The sequence below is a fragment of the Chryseobacterium sp. SSA4.19 genome (assembly GCF_022601875.1).
Lineage (GTDB): Bacteria > Bacteroidota > Bacteroidia > Flavobacteriales > Weeksellaceae > Chryseobacterium.
In genome coordinates, this window is record NZ_JAKVIP010000040.1 from 1 (window position 1) to 18,684 (window position 18,684).

Below are 18,684 nucleotides of genomic sequence, written 5' to 3' on the forward strand. Positions count from 1 at the left end.
AATTTACTGTTTTTCATATCTATCCCAAATTTAAAAACTATATCTTTAAATGTTCCGGTTTTTGGGGAAGATTACACAGCCAATATAGGTCTAAAAATAGGAATTAAAGCAGCTACAAAAACTGCTATTAGTAAAACAATGGAAAATGAATAATTAAATGGGATTGGATATTAATATGATTGCTCTTGTGGGTAGCATAATACGGTTTATATTTATTTATAAATTTAGTATAAAAAAACAAGATTTAGCACATCAGATAGATTTTGACAAAGAAGAAAAAAAAGATATTCTAATCGGTTCAATTGTTATAATAGCATTTGTAATTTGGGGAGTTTTGACTTATGTTATTAAGTGGTAGATATTACATGGGTAATATTCCAAATTAGTAATAAGTGTTTCAAAATAGCCTAAACTAGTTAGATTTAGAAGATAAATGATAAATTTTATTACTGAACGTATTGATAATTCAAATATTTAAACCAGAATAGGAATTTCCTATTCTGGTTTATTTTTTATATATTTTTAGTTAAACATTATTTTCAAGATATAATTTGCCTGGAATAGTAAAGTGAGATTATAATCTTACAATCAAAATGATAAATAAAAATTGTTTTATTCAAGTTTTAAAAAAGTTCTGTTTTATTAATTCTTTATTCAATTAAATATCACACATAGTGAAGTACAAGAAACCCCAAAAAGTTTAAGTAAATTTGTGAGTAAAGTAAAAAAATTATGAAGATGCAGACGTATTTATTTTTATGTACTTTTCTGTTAGGTATTGGTTTGAATGCCCAGCAGAAGACATTTTGTAACCCGATTAATATCGATTACGGATATACGCCGTTCGAGGTTTTTTCAAAGCAGGGAAAGCACCGGGCTACCGCAGATCCGGTGATTGTCAACTTTAAAAACAAGCTGTTCCTTTTTTCTACCAACCAGGAAGGATATTGGTACAGTGATGACATGCTCGACTGGAAATTTGTAAAAAGAAAATTTCTACGGGATAAAAAATACATCCATGATCTGAATGCACCTGCCGTCTGGGCTATGAAAGATACCCTATATGTCTTCGGGTCGACCTGGGAGCAGGATTTCCCGATCTGGAAAAGCACGAATCCCACAAAGGACGACTGGAAGATTGCAGTGGATACATTAAAAGTAGGAGCATGGGATCCTGCATTTCATTACGATGAAGATAAGAACAAACTGTATTTGTATTGGGGATCCAGCAATGAATGGCCGTTGCTGGGAACGGAAGTAAAAGTGAAAACACTACAGTCAGAAGGTTTTGTAAAACCGATTTTGAGGCTGAAACCTGAAGACCACGGCTGGGAAAGATTCGGGGAATATAATGACAATGTCTTCCTGCAGCCTTTTGTTGAAGGAGCCTGGATGACGAAGCACAACAACAAATATTATATGCAGTATGGTGCACCCGCAACAGAATTCAGTGGATATTCCGACGGCGTATATGTCAGCAATAATCCGTTGGAAGGGTTTGAATACCAGCAGCACAATCCGTTTTCCTATAAGCCTGGTGGTTTTGCCAGAGGGGCAGGGCATGGTGCGACTTTTGAGGACAACTATAAAAACTGGTGGCATGTTTCAACGATTTTTATTTCCACAAAAAATAATTTTGAGAGAAGGCTGGGGATCTGGCCGGCCGGATTTGATAAGGATGATGTAATGTACTGCAACACTGCGTATGGCGATTATCCGACGTATCTTCCGCAATATGCACAAGGAAAAGATTTCTCAAAAGGACTTTTCGCAGGCTGGATGCTATTAAATTATAATAAACCGGTTCAGGTTTCGTCAACTTTAGGAGGGTATCATTCCAATTATGCCGTGGATGAAGATATTAAAACGTACTGGAGTGCAAAAACGGGAAATTCCGGTGAATGGTTCCAGACAGATTTAGGGGAAGTTTCCACGATTAATGCGATCCAGATTAATTATGCTGACCAGGATGCTGAGTTCATGGGAAAAACGCTGGGCAAAATGCATCAGTATAAAATCTATGGTTCGGATGACGGCAAAAAATGGAAAGTAATTGTCGACAAAAGCAAAAATACAAAAGATGTTCCTCACGATTATGTAGAACTGGAAAAACCGGCCAGGGCACAATTCCTAAAAATGGAAAACCTGAAAATGCCAACCGGAAAATTTGCATTAAGCGGATTCCGGGTTTTCGGGAAAGGTGCAGGAACTGTTCCGGCAAAAGTACAGAATTTCGTTCCGTTGAGAGCTGATCCTAAAAAGTATGGTGAAAGAAGAAGCATCTGGATGAAATGGCAGCAGAATTCCGAAGCCGACGGTTATGTGATCTATTGGGGCAAATCTCCGGATAAGCTGTACGGAAGCATTATGGTATACGGTAAAAATGAATATTTCTTTACCGGAGCAGACAGAACGGATGCTTATTATTTTCAGATCGAGGCGTTTAATGCCAATGGCACTTCGGAAAGAACAGAAGTTTTTAAGTCAGAATAAAATCAAAATATTCTAAACCTCTCACTTTGGGAGGTTTATTTTTGAACAACATCATGTTTCTGGAACTTAACGAAATCAATAGATGATAAGATGGTTGCTCCGTTACATTCTGCTTTGAGAGGACCAAAACGTCTTAGGATATTAATGCTCCCATACACAAAGAATTATAACGTTTTGAGTAATCAGGCGTTTATTTTTTGTCAATCTTTTTCAGAAACAGATCAATTTTATCAATTAAAAAAGATGAGTTTGGTTCATTTTCCCATGAGGTATGTGTGCCGTTAAATTCATAAGATTCATGATACACATTATTTTTAACCAAGGCTGAATCCAGAATTCTTTTTTGTGATAAAGGAACAACGTAGTCCTGGGTTCCGTAAAATGAAAGTGTAGACGTTGAGGTTGTATTGATCCAATAGGTAGGACTTCCAAAATTCATTAATGAAATATTACTCTTAATGACGTTAGGATCAATAAGATGTTTTTCTAAGAAAGCATAATCGTCATAATTTTTAAATCCGGGATCATTAAGATCTGCCGGCCCGACAATATTGACAACCGCTTTTATATCCTTATTCCGGTTAAAACGATAAGCATAAAGCATTGATAAATGTCCGCCTGCGCTATTCCCGAGAAGAATATAATGAGGTTTAAATGTTAATCTTTTTTCTATATGAGCCATAGCACTTTCAATGTCATCAGTTTGGTTGGGCAGGGCGAAACGGCTCGAAGAAGCCAAGCGATAATTGATGCTCACAAAAATATTCTCCGGGAATTTTTTCATTAAAGAATAAGTGAAAAAAGTGAGCTGAGATTTATTGCCGCCACGCCATCCGCCACCGTGAATAATGATAAAAATATTTTTTCCAGCAAGTTTCTCAGGAGTATAAATGTCCATTTTCTGGTCAGATTCCGTTCCGTATGAAACGTCTTTCCCAATTTTGAAAGAAGAATCTTTGTTCAGATCTATGGTTTTCTGTCCACAGCCTGTAAAAAGTAATAAAAGCAGAATCGGGAAAATATGTGTTAATTTTTTCATTGGTATATTCTGGTTAATTGGAAAAAATATTTTTAAATCAGTAGTATGGAAACAATTATTGTGCATGTTTTATTAACTGGTTAAATTAGAAATTTAAAATAAAAAAACCTGCCGATCACTCGGCAGGCTGATAACAAAATAATTTATGAAGAAATGATTGATTAGTTGATTTATCTCGTTCTGTTCTTGATGGCATCCGAAGCTGCCTCAATATCCCTTACTTTTTTCACTTTACTGTTTCCGAAAGAATAAGTAATGCTTACGGTCATATTTCTTCTGAATTGGTCGTTTTTGATATAGTTGTAGTTCCCGTTATCCTGATAATCCTCGATTTCTACAATATTGGTTCTTAGAACATCATTCACATTTAATGCAAAAGTCCAGTCGTTCCAGTTTTTCTTGATGCTTAAATCTAAACTCATCAGGCTTTTCAACATTCCCAATTCGATTTGCTGTTTATCAACATAGAAATAATTTACGCCTAAGAACCATGTTTTCTTTTTGTCCAAACGGATGGTATTATTACTGGTAACGATGAAACTAGTTGATTTTCTGTTATTAACATACGTATCGAAAACCTGTCCTGTAGTAGGATCTGTATTCAGAGTTCCGTTATTGATATTGTGCTGAACTCCCGCATTGAAATTCAACGTCACATATTGTTTGAATAACGATTTCTGAATTCCCAACATTGCAGACATTTCCTGTTTGTCACCGAAATTGGTTCTGATATACGCCAGTTTTACTCTTTGCACGCCTTTATCATCTATATATTTTCTCTGTAAAGGAACCTGCGTTATTTGGTCTTTTTCGTAAGAGTGATTCAAAATCACGAAGTAAGAGCTTTTATACATATACGTCAATTCCTGATTGTATGTGGAAGATGCTTTTACAAAAGGGTTATTTTGAGTGTAATTATCTTCAGTAATAATATTTTTTACCGGGTTCAGTTCCCAGAAACTTGGTCTTCTCATTCTGCTTGAAAATGAATAAGAGACGTTATTCTTATCATTGATGGCATAATTGAAACTTAAATAAGGGAGTAAATTATTATAATTTTGCTCAATTTTTTGTTGACCTGCTACGTTATTTTTAAAACTGTCTGCAGTACCTAAACTGTTCGTGATTTCGTATCTCGCACCCACTTTTCCTGAAAATTTATCAGAGAATTTCTTTTCAAGAGTGATATACGCTCCGTAAATATTTTCGTTATAAACGAAGTGATTAAAATCTGAGTCCGGGGCCAGTATATTTCCATTATTATCATACAGGTACGTGAAATTTTTGGTGTCGTTATCTGTTTTTGTTTTATTAAAATTTCCTCCTGCAGAAAAGGTAAAATCATTTTTAAATTTCTGAATGTAATCTACTGTTGCAGAAAAGTTGTTTACCACTTGCGGAATATTCTGCGTAATTTTTATATCTGGTGTTGGCAGACTTTCAATATTCGCTAAATTAAGGGTGTTGTTATCGGAAAACTGAAACCTTTTATAAATAAGATAAGCCGCATTAGCATTGAATTTACTTCCCAAGGAATCTAATTTTATTTCGTAATTTAAATTAACTGAGTTGTTATAATTTCGGGCATCTTCTTTATTCTTTGTTCTGGTATATTTGGTTGAGGTTAAATTTCCATTCTTGTCATATTCTGTAATGGTATTGAACAGATTGATAGTAGAATTATAGCTTTTATTGGCCCATGAGTTCCATGAAAGTGCCAGATTACTTTTGTCGTTTAACTGATAGTCAATATTTAAATAACCACCAAGGTTTTTGTTGGGATCGTCGATATTTCCGACAGATTCATTTCTTACTTTATCAGTTCCATTTTTAAGTACATAAGCTTGCGGATTGATATTTTCTCCGCCGCTTACATTAGCCGTAACTCCCAGTTTATCTTTCCTGTAATTCAATGAAAAACTTGCTGAGCTTGCATTATATTTATTTTGTGAATTAGACATTCTCATATTTCCGCTGGTCCCGTTGCTCATTTTCTTTTTCAGTACGATATTGATAATTCCGTCTGAAGATTCTACTTGGAACTCACTACCCGGAACGGTAATCACTTCTATTTTCTGGATGTTTTCTGCCGGAGTATTTTTTAAGAACTGTGTCAACGACTCTGCATCCATATTGGTTTTCCTTCCGTTAATGTAAATCAATGCATTATTTTTTCCTGCGATTTTTAAGGTTTTATCATCGGTGGTAGATAGAAGAGGAGTCTGCTTCAAAAGATCAAACGTTGTATTTCCTTTTGTGACAGGCGATGCGGCAACGTCATATACAAAGCGGTCGCTTTGTTTTTTGAAAACCTGCTTGGTCAGGGTCACGCCTTCTATACTTTTTGTTTTTACAGAATCTTGTTTTTTTTCCTGTGCGAAGGTCAGTCCGCTGAAGAATATAGCTGCAATAAGAATTTGAGTTTTCATAAGAGTAAGTTTAGAGAGTTTAATAGCTTGTATTTGTTATTATTTTATATTGCAAAGATATATAATAAATATAGTAGCATGCAATACAAAGTACTTGAAATGTTTTTAAATTGGGTTTAAGTATTTGATTTTCAGAGTTAAAAAAAACAATGTGGATTTTTAAATAATTTCTCTTTGCTATTTATTAAGACAGTTGATAGTCAAATTTCATTACATCTTTCAAGAAAAAAGACAAATAAAAATTTGAGTAGGTTAAAATTTAGAATGAAAATCAGATTTTCTTTGCATAAAAAAAGGATCTAAAAAAAGATCCTCAATATTTTATTCCCTGTCAAATCGGGCAAGTTTTTTATCAACCCAAATGGTGGCAAAAGGAAAAAAAGCGGACATAAGTGCGAAAACATAATCCTCATCATCCCATGCATAAATTTTTCTTATTGCGGGTAAAAACAATAAGTATAGTGTAAAAAACAATCCGTGGATACTACCAATGGTACTGATGTAAACAATCGCAAAAATATTTTCCGGAGCTGTACGGATCCAGATCATTGCCGTAAACAGGAAAAGCCACGATATCGCTTCAGCCAGACAAATCTGCTTAAACCATTTAATGTTTTTTTCCTGAGGATATTTAGAGAAAAAAATTTCGATGAATTTCATTGAATTATTGATAATAAATGATAAACGACGTTTTCATACCTTTATGCCGCCTGGCATTTTCTGAAAGTACAAAGATAGGAGAATTAATAAACTCTGTGATCTTTCGCTCAAAATAGGGAATGAATTTATGGGCATTCATGTCTGATGTCTGATGTGTAAAATGATCAAGCTTCAAGCGGTGAGATTCATCGTCATAGAAGAGATATACGGTAGTAAAAGAATCTTTATTTTGTGATCTTTGATATCCTTTTGGAGACTTATGTTTTTTATAGAAAAGTTGATTGATCAATTGATTAGCCGCAACTTCATTATTTTCATATAACCAATCCAAATGATCATTATATTCAAAAAGTATAGAGGGATGTTTTTCTATATAATCAAGAATTGATTTCCGGATAATATTTTGTATTGTTTCTTTACCGAACTTTTGCTCTGTAAATTCATTCATATAGTGATAATAGCATGAATTTGCAGAGTACCTTCCGGTGCAATTTCCCATCCATGTTCCACCCCAGACTACACCAAGTTTCTCTAAATAAGCTTCTAATTGTTTATTGGCGGGAAAATCAGAACCATTAGGTGCAATATTACTGATAAAGTACTTATTTACAGTTTTAGCATCACGAACGGCAATTAGTGAATCTTTTGTACATTGCTCCTTTTGGTACGTTAGTATCTCATTGAGTCTTATCTGCATCTCATTTTCTCTCTGGGCGTTCACAGAATCTTCTTTAGAAATTATCTGTCCGAAAAAAAGAGAATTAACCGGCAAAAACAAAAAAAGAATAAATGATTTCATAAATCATAAAGCTATTTATAAAAACTACTTCCGTCCAGATAATCAAAGACTTCCGTCGGAAGCATTGGTCGTACATTTTTTCCGCTTTTGATCATGTTTCGGATCTCTGTCGCGGAAAGTTCAATAACAGGAGCTTTTATTAAAGAAATATTTTCATGTTGAAGATATTCTGAATCTTTCTTTTCATTCTCAAAAATTCTCGGGTATACAATGATATGGTAATTTTTAAGCAGAAGATCTGCATTTTTCCATTTGTGCAGGCTGTGCAGATTGTCCTCACCCATAATTAAACTAAAAGAATAGTCAGGATGTTTTTCACGAAGGTAGGTAAGCGTATCAATCGTATAGCTTGGCTGCGGAAGTGAAAATTCTACATTCGAAGCCCGCATTTTCGGATAGTTTTTAACGGCGAGCTGTACCATATCCAGTCTGTTATGATCTTTTAATAAAGATTTTTTGTCTTTAAAAGGATTTTGAGGGCTTATGACAAACCAGAGCTCATCCATATCTGAATTTTCCAGAATATAATTAGCCAGAATTAAATGTCCGATATGGATAGGATTAAATGAACCGAAAAATAAACCGATTTTTTTCATTGTGCTTAAGCATAAATTTAACAGGTCAATAAAAGTCTAATCCCTGAATTTTACATCTTTGATATTGAGATAATGCGTTACATTACCCTTCCAATGATTTTCTTCCAGAGTGAATACCAGGTCAAAATGTTTATTTCTGAAATCATCCGCAAACTGGCCCAGCTTAAAGCCTACACATTCAATATTCCGTCCTGTAGATTCCTGTCTGATATAAAATTTCAGGTGATTGTTATCTTTACCCATTGTTTTAATATAACCGGAAAGCTTTTGATTGGTTAATGCCAAAATAGGCTTCATATTGTGAGGTCCGAATGGAGCAAGCTTACGGTGGAAATTAATAAATTCCCGGTTGATGTCGTCAATCTGAATTTCAGAATCTATTGTAATACAAGGTTCCTTCTGGTGCTCTTTAATTTTTTCTGAGACTATTTTTTCAAATTTTTCCTTAAAGGCACTGAACTTATCCTTTTCCATGGAAAGTCCTGCAGCGGCATGGTGCCCACCGAATTTCAGGAAATATTCAGAGCACATGTCCAGAGCTTCATGTACATCAAAATCCGATACGGATCTTGCGGAAGCGACCATTTCACCATTATTCCCGTCTGTGAAAACCAAGGTCGGTTTGTAATAGGTTTCAATAAGTCTTGAAGCCACAATGCCGATAACACCTTTATTCCATTCAGGATGGTATACGATGGTGGTGTATTTTGTTTCCTGCTGAGATTCAATTATTTGGTTAAGAGCAGAAAGGGTGGAGTTCATATCCAGTTCCCGCCTTTCATCATTAAGGTCCATGATATCACCTACGATCTGATGGGCGTGTTTCAGATTGTCTGAAACCATCAGCTCAACGGCAGCTTTTCCGTGTGAAATCCTCCCGGCAGCATTTATTTTCGGGGCAATTTCAAAAACAATATTGGATATTTCAAAATGAGAAAGCTTGTCATCAGGAATTAACAGCCTCAATCCGAGATTTCTTGTTTTTCTGAGTGTTTTTAATCCTAATTTCGCCAACACCCTGTTTTCACCGGTCATCGATACAATATCTGCGGCAATAGAAATAGCCAGCAGGTCGGTTAACTCAAACAGTTCTGCTTCGGGAAGTTTATAAATGGTATTCAGACCCTGGCAAAGTTTAAAGCCGACTCCGCATCCTGAAAGTTCCTTAAAAGGATAACGGCAATCACGTCTTTTCGGGTCCAGAACGGCAACCGCCTCCGGAATTTCCTCTCCGGGTAAATGGTGGTCACAGATAATGAAATCAATCTCAATGCTTTTGGCGTAATTGATCATATCCAATGCTTTAATCCCGCAGTCCAGGGCAATGATTAATGAAAATCCGTTTTCCTTGGCAAAGTCAATTCCTTCGGTTGAAATACCGTAGCCTTCAGAATTTCTGTCCGGAATATAAAAATCCAGGTATTTTTTCTGAACAATTTTACTAAGGTATAAATACATCAGGGCAACAGCGGTAGTGCCATCAACATCATAATCCCCGTATACCAGTATTTTTTCACCGTTTTCAATTGCAGTGGCAATCCGTTCCACAGCTTTCTGCATATCTGCCATTAAGAACGGGTTGTGGATGTCGGTAAGATTCGGCTTAAAAAATTCCCTGGCTTTTTGATAATTGTCAATTCCTCTCATAACGAGAAGTTTAGATTCAAAAGTGCCAAATCCAAGTGACGAACTTAATCCATCCACAATCTCTTCATCGGGCTCAGGCTTGTAAATCCATTTTTGACTCATTTCACAAAAATAAGGAAAAAAAACAGCATTCTGAAATCCTGAACTGTAAGATTTGATTTCAGGATTGTTAAAAAATAATTATCTTCGCAGTCCAAATTCGAGATAAAATTTATGAAAAAAATCACATTTTGCCTGGTTCTCATCGGGGCAATGCATTTTGCAGATGCACAAAAAATCAATCTTGGAAAAGCGGCCGGTATTGTGTCCAGCGGTGCCAAAGCTTTAACATTTACCAATCAGGATGCTATCATGCTCTCTAAAGAATCGGTAGAGTGGATGGATAAGAATAATCCGGTGGCAGGCCCGAAAGATCCTTATACGGTAAGGCTTAACAGGCTTTTCGGGAAACATAAAACCCAGGATGGGCTCAATCTTAATTATAAAGTCTACAAAGTAAAAGATATTAATGCATTTGCCTGCGCTGACGGAAGCGTTCGTGTCTTTTCTTCTTTAATGGATATCATGACGGATAGTGAGTTATTAGCTGTAATCGGTCATGAAATAGGACACGTTAAGAATCAGGATACCAAAGATGCCATGAAAACAGCTTATCTGAAAGCGGCGGCATTAGATGCAGCTTCTGCAGCTTCATCTACAGTAGCTACACTTAATGACAGCCAGGTGGGAAAAATAGCCAATGCTTTTCTTGATGCTTCCCACAGTAAAAAACAGGAGTCTGAAGCTGATACCTATTCTTATAATTTTATGAAAGCGAATAACTATAATGTAGTGGGGGCATATACTGCATTTAAAAAATTAGCTCTTCTTTCTGAAGGCGGTTCTGCCCAGTCAGGATTTCAGAAAATGTTCAATTCTCACCCCGACAGCAACAAAAGGGCTGAAGCCATTAAAAAGAAAGCTGAAAAAGACGGATTATGGAAAGATCCGGGAACGGTTACACTACCAACTACAAAACTGACAAAATAACAACAGGACATTAAAATAAAATCCTCAGACTAAATTCAGCCTGAGGATTTTTTATGATTAATAAATGTATTCTAAGAATACATTTTTTCTCTTAATTCCTTAATCTTTTTATCAGCAAGATATTCGTCATACGTCATTTCTCTGTCGATGATTCCCTGCGGAGTTAGTTCAATGATTCTGTTACACACTGTTGAAAGCATTTCGTGGTCATGAGATGCCAATAGAAGATTTCCTTTGAAGTTTGACAATGAGTTATTCAAAGTCGTGATGCTTTCAAGATCTAAGTGGTTGGTCGGTTCATCCAATAAAAGAACATTCGCCTTCTGAAGCATCATTCGGCTGAACATGCATCTCATCTTTTCACCTCCTGACAGTACCTTACATGATTTTAAAGCTTCATCTCCTGAGAAAAGCATTCTTCCTAAGAATCCTCTCATAAATTCTTCATGACGCTCTTCATCATTTTTCGTGAACTGTCTTAACCAATCCACTAAACTGATATCTTCCTGGAAGAATTTTGTATTGTCTAAAGGCATATGGGATTGGTTTGTTGTAACACCCCATGCTACACTTCCTTTATCTGCTTCGGTGTTGCCGGCTAAAATTTCAAAAAACTCAGTAATTGCTAATGAATTTTTAGAAAGAACAGCTACTTTATCTCCCTTTTTAAGATTCAGGTCAACATTGGAAAACAGCAATTCACCATCTTTCGTTTTTTCAAGACCTTTTACATCCAGAATCTGATCGCCCGCCTCTCTTTCCATTTCAAAAATAATGGCAGGGTACCTTCTTGAAGAGGGTTTAATGTCATCGATATTCAGTTTATCGATCATCTTCTTTCTTGCTGTTGCCTGTTTTGCTTTGGCAACATTGGAACTGAATCTTGCGATGAAATCCTGGAGCTCTTTCTTCTTTTCCTCTGCTTTTTTATTAGCCTGGGCTCTTTGTCTCGTAGCAAGCTGAGAAGCCTGATACCAGAAAGAGTAGTTCCCTGTATACAGGTTCAGTTTAGCATAATCCAAATCGCCGATGTGGGTACACACCGTATCCAGGAAGTGACGGTCGTGAGAAACCACAATTACCGTGTTTTCATAATCAGCCAGGAAATCCTCTAACCAGGAAATCGTTTCGATATCCAGGTCATTCGTAGGTTCATCCAGGATCAGTACGTCCGGGTTTCCGAAAAGAGCCTGCGCCAAAAGGATTTTTACCTTATCCTTATTCTCCAGTTCGCCCATCAGCTGCCAGTGCATGTCTTCTGTAATTCCTACGTTTGAAAGCATGGTCTGAGCATCAGATTCTGCTGTCCATCCTCCCATTTCATCATAAATAACGCCCAGTTCTCCTGCTTTAATACCATCTTCATCAGAGAAGTCTTCTTTTGCATAAAGCGCATCCATCTCCTCTTTTATCTCAAATAATTTTTTATTACCTCTTAAAACAGCTTCCAGAACCGTATATTGATCGTAAGCAAAGTGATCCTGTTCAAGAACCGACATTCTTTTTCCAGGTTCTAAAGATACGTGCCCAGTTGTCGGATCCTGCTTGCCTGTTAATATTTTAAGGAATGTAGACTTTCCTGCACCATTTGCTCCGATAATCCCGTAGCAGTTTCCTTTCGTAAACATAATGTTTACCTCGTCAAAAAGAACTCTTTTCCCGAATTGTAAAGATAAGTTAGATACTGTTAACATATAGTTTTGTAAATTTGGCGCAAAAATACGAAAAGAATTTGGGTATTTCGTAATAATGTAATATTCAAGTTTTTAAATATGGGGTATTTTTTATATATTTCATAAAAAGAAATTTAAAATGAAGATTGAAAAGACAGTCAGTATAGTAAACAGGAGGGCAAGGTTTGAATATGAAATTCTCGAAGAAACGGAAGCCGGAATGGTGTTGACCGGTACCGAAATTAAATCTTTACGCTCTTCAAAGGCTTCAATTACAGAAGCATTCTGTCAGTTTATTGACGGTGAATTATACATTATTAATATGATGATCGATGAATATAAATTGGGCACTTTTTATAATCATAAAACAAAAAGGGAACGGAAATTGCTGTTGCACAAAAAAGAACTGCAGAAACTTGAGAAGAAGTTGAAAGATGCCGGAAACACAATTATTCCTCTTAAATTATACATCAATGACAGGGGAAAAGCGAAGGTCTTAATAGCACTGGGAAGGGGTAAAAAACTCTATGATAAAAGGGAAAGCATAAAAGATAGAGAAAATAAACGAACCCTCGACAGAATATTAAAGAAAAGTTAAAAATCATCTGAAAAACTTTGTTTATAAAGAAAAATTATATTTATTTTGCATTATCAATTATTTAATCATTTAATTCTATGAAAAATCTAAAATTAGGAATTTCAGCATTGGCACTTACTGTTGCTTCTACTGTGTTCGCTCAGACTACCAACAATCCGTGGTTAATCGGAGTTGGTGCTCATGCGGAAAACCATTTGGCACAGGGAAGTAATTTCAGTAATACTTTTGCTGCTAAAAATTTGACGAAGACAATGTTCAATATGAACAACTTCTCTATTACTCCACCATTATCTAAACTTACAGTTGCAAGAAACATCGGTAAAGGTTTGGTTATTGACTGGCAGACTACTGTAGGAAATGTTGAGAACAAGAGATTTAACATGGGTAAAGAATTCATGTTGATGACAGGTCTTGGTTTCCAGGCTAAAGCTGCAGGACTTTTATGGGATGAAGAATCTTGGTTCGATCCGTATTTAAGAGTAGGTGCTAACTATTTAAGACATGACTATACTTCCCTTACTTTCCCTAGAATGGATGCTAATGGAAACATGGTTACTAATGGCGAAAATGGTAACGAGAATGGTAAAGCTAACTTCTTTACTGTTGCTGCAGGTGCAGGTGTTAACTTCTGGTTGACTAAAAACTTCGGTTTAGGTGTTCAGGGTGACTATGTTGCTACTCCAGCAGATAAATCTAACGTGGCTAACTTCTGGCAGGCTTCTGCTTCCCTTAACTTCAGATTTGGGAACAGAGACAGAGATAAGGATGGTATCTTAGATAAAGACGATTTATGTCCAGATACTCCGGGATTACCGGAATTCCAAGGATGTCCTGATACTGACGGTGACGGAGTTCCAGATAAAGATGACCAATGTCCAGAAGTGGCTGGTCCGGTTGAAAACAACGGATGCCCTTGGCCGGATACTGACGGTGACGGTGTAATCGATAAAGATGATGCTTGTCCTACAGTAGCAGGTCCTGCTGAAAACAATGGTTGTCCTTGGCCAGATACAGATGGTGACGGTATCTTAGATAAAGATGATGCTTGTCCTACTGTTCCAGGTCTTCCTGAATACAACGGGTGTCCTAAGCCTAAACAACAAACTGCTATTGAAGTAGAAGGTAAATTAGGAAGTGTATTTTTTGACTTTAATAAAGCTACTATTAAAGCTGAATCTAAAGCTGCTTTAGATGAAGCTGCTGAATTAATTAAAACTGACAAAGGTAACTATCTATTAGAAGGTAGAACTGATGCTAAAGGATCTGAAGCTTATAACCTTAAATTATCTAGAGAAAGAGCTGCTGCTGTAGTTGCTGCTTTAGATGCAAGAGGTGTAGATGCTAATGCTCTTAAGTCTATCGGTGTTGGTAAAGCTAAAGCTACTGTTCCTGCAACAGCTTCTGATGCTGAAAGACAAGTAGACAGAAAAGTAGTGGTAACTGCTATTGAAGATGCGGCTCAGTGGGAGTCTCTTAAGAAAAGAGATTACGAAGATCCAGCTCCTGTAAAAGTTAAGAAAAAAGCTACTGCTAAGAAAAAAGTAGTTAAAAAGAAAAAATAATTAAATTTTTCTCAATATAATACCCTCAGATTTCTGAGGGTATTTTTTTTTCGTAGACTTTTAATTAATTTTGTTGAAAATTAAAAATTTAAAATGGGAAGAGCATTTGAATATAGAAAAGCATCTAAGATGGCCCGATGGGATAAAATGGCCAAAACCTTTTCTAAAATAGGTAAAGATATCGCATTGGCAGTAAAGGCAGGTGGTCCTGATGTCGAAGCAAATCCAGCATTGAGAAGGTGTATCCAGAATGCAAAAGGAGCTAATATGCCGAAGGATAATGTAGAAAGAGCCATTAAAAAAGCAAGCGGTGCAGATGCTGAAAATTATGAAGAGGTTACTTATGAAGGATACGGACAGGGAGGCGTAGCATTTTTCATTGAATGTACTACAAACAATACGACCAGAACAGTTGCCAATGTAAGGGCCGTATTTAATAAGTTTGACGGTAACCTGGGTAAGAATGGTGAGCTGGCGTTCATCTTTGACAGGAAGGGAATTTTCACCATCGATTTGGCTCAGATTAAAATGGATTGGGATGAATTTGAAATGGAAATGATCGATGGCGGTGCAGAAGATGTAGAAAAAGATACAGAAGAAGTAATGATCACTACTGCCTTTGAAGATTTCGGTTCACTTTCCCATAAACTGGATGAACTTAAAATTGAGGCGAAAAGCGCGGAACTTCAGAGAATCCCAAACAATACCAAAGAAGTAAGTCTAGAACAGTTTAAGGTCAATATGAAAATGCTTGAACGTTTTGAAGAAGATGATGACGTACAGAACGTTTATCATAATATGGAAATTACTGAAGAGCTGATGGACTCTTTATAAAAAATAACATAACATTCATATACAGTTAATTTTCAATTAGTTTCTTTGCATAAAACTATGAAAAGAAATGTTGAATTAGTTGTTATTTCGGATGTTCATTTAGGAACTTACGGATGTAAGGCTAAAGAATTATTACGATATCTCAATTCTATTCAGCCTCAAACTTTGGTTTTGAACGGTGATATTATCGATATCTGGCAATTCAAAAAGTCTTACTTCCCTAAGCCCCATTTGAAAGTGATCAAGAAAATCCTTTCACTGGCTACTAAAAATACCGATGTGTACTACATCACCGGAAATCACGACGAAATGTTCCGGAAGTTTACCGATTTCCAGCTCGGCAAACTTAAAGTCTGCAATAAAATCTGTCTTGATATTAATAATAAAAAAACATGGATCTTCCACGGAGATGTTTTTGATGCTTCGGTACAGCATTCCAAATGGATTGCGAAACTGGGGAGCAAGGGATATGACCTTTTAATTGTAATCAATAATATGGTCAATTGGTTTTTGGAGAAAATGGGAAAAGAAAAATATTCATTTTCAAAAAAAATTAAAAACAATGTGAAAAAAGCAGTAAAATACATCGGTGATTTTGAGCTGACTGCTTCTGAACTTGCTATTGACAATCAGTATGATTATGTAATCTGCGGACATATTCATCAACCTCAGATCCGTGAAGTTGTTAATAAGAAAGGTTCGTGTACCTATTTAAATTCCGGTGACTGGATTGAAAATCTTTCTGCCCTGGAATATAATGAGCATGAATGGAAAATCTTTTATTATGAAGATCACAAACATCTTTTAAAAGACGATGATGCAGAGGAGATTCAGGAGGTTGATCATACTCAGCTATTAAAAATGGTAACCAATTTTACTAAATGAAAATCTTATACGCCTTCCAGGGGACAGGAAACGGACATGTAGCACGTGCACAGGAAATCGTCCCTATTCTTAAAAAATATGCTGAAGTGGATACTTTAATCAGCGGACATCAGTCTCAGTTAAAGGCTGATTTTAGTATTGACTTCCACCATCAGGGAATTTCACTGCTCTATAATAAAACAGGAGGTCTATCTTATAGAAAAACCTTTACGGACAATCATTTTCTGAAAGCGCTTAAGATCATAAGAGAAATTGAATTGTCAGACTATGATCTGATTATTAATGATTACGAACCGTTAACGGGTTGGGCCTGTAAATTTAGAAAACATCCGATGATCGAATTAAGCCATCAGGCATCCATGCTCTTTAAAGAAACCCCGAAACCTGATAAAAAAGATTTTTTCGGAGAACTGATTCTGAAATATTATGTGCCCAGTCATAAATATATCGGTTTTCATTTTGAAAATTATCACCCTCAGATTAAAAAGCCGGTTATTAGGAAAAAAATAAGAAATCTTTACCCTGAGAAAAAAGGGTTCTATCTGGTTTATCTGCCAAGTTTTTCGGATGAAAATATCATTAAAGTCTTAAAGCAGATTCCTGTGGAATGGAAAGTTTTCTCAAAATACACTACCATCATGTTTAAAGAAAACAATGTTGAAATATTTCCTATTGATGAAGTCCGGTATTTAAAATGCTTTGAACACTGTGAAGGTATTTTATGCAATGCAGGTTTTGAAACTCCTGCGGAAGCTCTTTTTATGGATAAGAAATTATTTGTCATTCCTATCCATAATCAATATGAACAAGAATGCAATGCCTGCGCACTGGATAAAATGGGAATTCCAAATTCTAAAATTTTAGATCAGACAGAAATTGAAAATTGGGTAAACTCTGATGCCCATCTTCAGGTAAATTATCCTGATGATATTGAAACCATATTATTGAACGAAGTTCTAATTTTCTGACCATTAGTATTTTCATTTATATTTCCGTGAATTAATGTTATTAAGACAAATAATTGTTATATTTATGGTAATAGAGTTAAATTTTACTAATCCCAAAATAATTACAATGAAAAAATTAGAAATTAAAAAATGTAGAATCCTAATTAAAAATGATTTGAAAAATCTGTATGCAGGAGATAAAACCCCTTCATGCGTCATCTCGTGTTGTGATCCTAAGTTACCGCCATGCGGGTTTGTCAACTGCAATGGTATACAGTGTCCGGGAGGCCCGGTTTTTCCCAGATGAACATTTATGAAAATTAAAGACCGTGAAAACGGTGGTTATATCACGATTAAAAAAACTGTTTCTGAATAATAATGATGAAACTTTTGAATTTAATATGAAGTTGTTTAAACTTTTAATCTTTTGATTAGTCTTAAGGAAAATGTCAAAAAGTGCTGGCTCTTCCAGGTAATATCCAATGTTTCAAATCTTATCAGTAAAGCTTTGAAGCCGTCTAACCAGGCATTTGCCTGCTCTATTTTAATCTGCTTTCATACAGTTTTTCATCAAAATAAGAATCATTATCTGTTGTTATTCTATTTCGGGGATTGGTTTTGATGTTACCCGTTATTTCCTCCATTTCTAATTTCTGTCTTAAATTTTCACTGTCAAATCCCGAGTCAGCATTCAAAAAAAGACCTGCATGAGAGATTTCTGCTTCGGACAAAATTTCAATGATCTCGCCTATAACATCTTCTATTTCATATAAATCGTGATGATTTCCGCTTCTGGGATTTCCCATAGAAAGCATTTGACCACGATTGTCGCAAAGAAAAATCATATTGCTGGTTTTTGCAGATTTTCTGCTTTGGTGCCCTGTTGACTCTCCGCCCATTCTGCACCAGGTCTGGCTACCGTCGAGTTGAACACACGAGAGATCCAACAATCTCCTGTTACGATTCAGAAGATGGACCCAAATATTCCTGAAGCTGCCGTCCCTGCTCCATTTATTGAAATAATAATACACATTCTGCCAGCTTATTTTTTCTTCCCCGAAATAGTCTTTTATAGAAGTTTCCCGACACTGGCAACCGGTTTTCAGCCGTTTTATAATGGTCTGAATTATTTTTACCAGATCAAACTTCGTAGGAAATCCTCTTTTTCCTTTGCTTAGATGGGGTGAAATCTATTTCTCTATTTTATCTTTGCTGATGAGTTCCAGATTATTAATCTTTTAAATTGCAATCCAAAATTGCTAATTTTCTCGGAACTTTTTCCTAAATAAGTTTAAAAAACTTCATAAACAAATTTTAAACACGACAAGTTCTGTCGCATTAGCGGTATAAGTTTGCAATATAATAGAAAAAATACAATTAATTTGAAGCAAATAAAGTTACGTGCGATTGTTATTCATCTGAAATAAATTTATAATTTTAAAGCGGAAAAGAGCTTAAATAAGCTTCCTTTTGAACCCTAATAGCTCATCCTA

General features: G+C 35.7%; 15 protein-coding genes and 1 pseudogene. 7 read left to right on the forward strand and 9 right to left on the reverse strand.

Features of this window, described 5'->3' with window-relative positions; all coding sequences use genetic code 11:
* Positions 1 to 738: 738 nt before the first annotated feature.
* Positions 739 to 2,493 (forward strand): discoidin domain-containing protein, encoded by a 1,755-nt coding sequence (locus MKJ01_RS17890; protein WP_241615587.1) that lies wholly within the window; start codon positions 739 to 741, stop codon positions 2,491 to 2,493.
* Positions 2,494 to 2,683: 190 nt separating this feature from the next.
* Here the strand turns inward: MKJ01_RS17890 and MKJ01_RS17895 are convergent, their stop codons facing one another.
* From MKJ01_RS17895 to recJ, 6 genes are all read right to left on the reverse strand, one after another.
* A complete protein-coding gene (locus tag MKJ01_RS17895) occupies positions 2,684 to 3,532 on the reverse strand; it encodes an alpha/beta hydrolase (protein WP_241615586.1) in 849 nt (282 codons plus the stop codon).
* 170 nt (positions 3,533 to 3,702) lie between these two features.
* Complete coding sequence (locus MKJ01_RS17900) at positions 3,703 to 5,961, reverse strand: outer membrane beta-barrel family protein (protein WP_241615585.1); 2,259 nt, start codon at positions 5,959 to 5,961, stop codon at positions 3,703 to 3,705.
* 321 nt (positions 5,962 to 6,282) lie between these two features.
* Positions 6,283 to 6,621, reverse strand: coding sequence for a DUF3817 domain-containing protein (locus MKJ01_RS17905; protein WP_241615584.1), 339 nt, complete (start codon positions 6,619 to 6,621; stop codon positions 6,283 to 6,285).
* A 4-nt stretch (positions 6,622 to 6,625) separates the two neighbouring features.
* Complete coding sequence (locus MKJ01_RS17910; RefSeq protein WP_241615583.1) at positions 6,626 to 7,420, reverse strand: hypothetical protein; 795 nt, start codon at positions 7,418 to 7,420, stop codon at positions 6,626 to 6,628.
* Positions 7,421 to 7,431: 11 nt separating this feature from the next.
* On the reverse strand, positions 7,432 to 8,016 hold the full coding sequence (gene nadD / locus MKJ01_RS17915) for a nicotinate (nicotinamide) nucleotide adenylyltransferase (protein WP_241615582.1): 585 nt from the start codon (positions 8,014 to 8,016) through the stop codon (positions 7,432 to 7,434).
* Positions 8,017 to 8,052: 36 nt separating this feature from the next.
* Positions 8,053 to 9,765 (reverse strand): single-stranded-DNA-specific exonuclease RecJ, encoded by a 1,713-nt coding sequence (recJ, locus tag MKJ01_RS17920; RefSeq protein ID WP_241615581.1) that lies wholly within the window; start codon positions 9,763 to 9,765, stop codon positions 8,053 to 8,055.
* Positions 9,766 to 9,876: 111 nt separating this feature from the next.
* Between recJ and MKJ01_RS17925 the strand changes: the two genes are divergently transcribed.
* Positions 9,877 to 10,692, forward strand: a complete 816-nt coding sequence (locus tag MKJ01_RS17925) for a M48 family metallopeptidase (RefSeq protein WP_241615580.1) — start codon at positions 9,877 to 9,879, stop codon at positions 10,690 to 10,692.
* Between the two features lie 71 nt (positions 10,693 to 10,763).
* On the opposite strand, the gene MKJ01_RS17930 is transcribed toward MKJ01_RS17925, so the two are convergent.
* Positions 10,764 to 12,386 carry an ABC-F family ATP-binding cassette domain-containing protein gene (locus MKJ01_RS17930; RefSeq protein ID WP_241615579.1) on the reverse strand — a complete coding sequence of 541 codons (1,623 nt, stop codon included), beginning with the start codon at positions 12,384 to 12,386 and terminating at the stop codon, positions 10,764 to 10,766.
* Between the two features lie 118 nt (positions 12,387 to 12,504).
* Between MKJ01_RS17930 and smpB the strand changes: the two genes are divergently transcribed.
* The 5 genes from smpB (at position 12,505) to MKJ01_RS17955 (ending at position 17,212) form a co-directional block, all read left to right on the forward strand.
* Positions 12,505 to 12,963, forward strand: coding sequence for an SsrA-binding protein SmpB (smpB, locus tag MKJ01_RS17935; protein ID WP_241615578.1), 459 nt, complete (start codon positions 12,505 to 12,507; stop codon positions 12,961 to 12,963).
* A gap of 77 nt (positions 12,964 to 13,040) precedes the next feature.
* The gene (locus MKJ01_RS17940; RefSeq protein WP_241615577.1) at positions 13,041 to 14,525 is read left to right on the forward strand and encodes an OmpA family protein; all 1,485 of its coding nucleotides are present in this window, start codon (positions 13,041 to 13,043) and stop codon (positions 14,523 to 14,525) included.
* A 93-nt stretch (positions 14,526 to 14,618) separates the two neighbouring features.
* Entirely contained in the window at positions 14,619 to 15,359 is a 741-nt protein-coding gene (locus MKJ01_RS17945; RefSeq protein ID WP_241615576.1) for a YebC/PmpR family DNA-binding transcriptional regulator, read from the forward strand.
* Between the two features lie 57 nt (positions 15,360 to 15,416).
* Positions 15,417 to 16,244 carry a UDP-2,3-diacylglucosamine diphosphatase gene (locus MKJ01_RS17950; protein WP_241615575.1) on the forward strand — a complete coding sequence of 276 codons (828 nt, stop codon included), beginning with the start codon at positions 15,417 to 15,419 and terminating at the stop codon, positions 16,242 to 16,244.
* Positions 16,241 to 17,212 carry a glycosyltransferase family protein gene (locus tag MKJ01_RS17955; protein ID WP_241615574.1) on the forward strand — a complete coding sequence of 324 codons (972 nt, stop codon included), beginning with the start codon at positions 16,241 to 16,243 and terminating at the stop codon, positions 17,210 to 17,212. The genes MKJ01_RS17950 and MKJ01_RS17955 overlap by 4 nt, the downstream gene beginning before the upstream one ends.
* 518 nt (positions 17,213 to 17,730) lie before the next feature.
* Here MKJ01_RS17955 and MKJ01_RS17960 read toward each other — a convergent pair.
* Together MKJ01_RS17960 and MKJ01_RS18990 are read right to left on the reverse strand one after the other, a co-directional pair.
* The gene (locus tag MKJ01_RS17960; protein WP_241615573.1) at positions 17,731 to 18,222 is read right to left on the reverse strand and encodes a hypothetical protein; all 492 of its coding nucleotides are present in this window, start codon (positions 18,220 to 18,222) and stop codon (positions 17,731 to 17,733) included.
* 6 nt (positions 18,223 to 18,228) lie between these two features.
* Positions 18,229 to 18,381: pseudogene (locus tag MKJ01_RS18990) on the reverse strand (IS5/IS1182 family transposase); the annotation flags it as partial.
* Positions 18,382 to 18,684 lie beyond the last annotated feature (303 nt).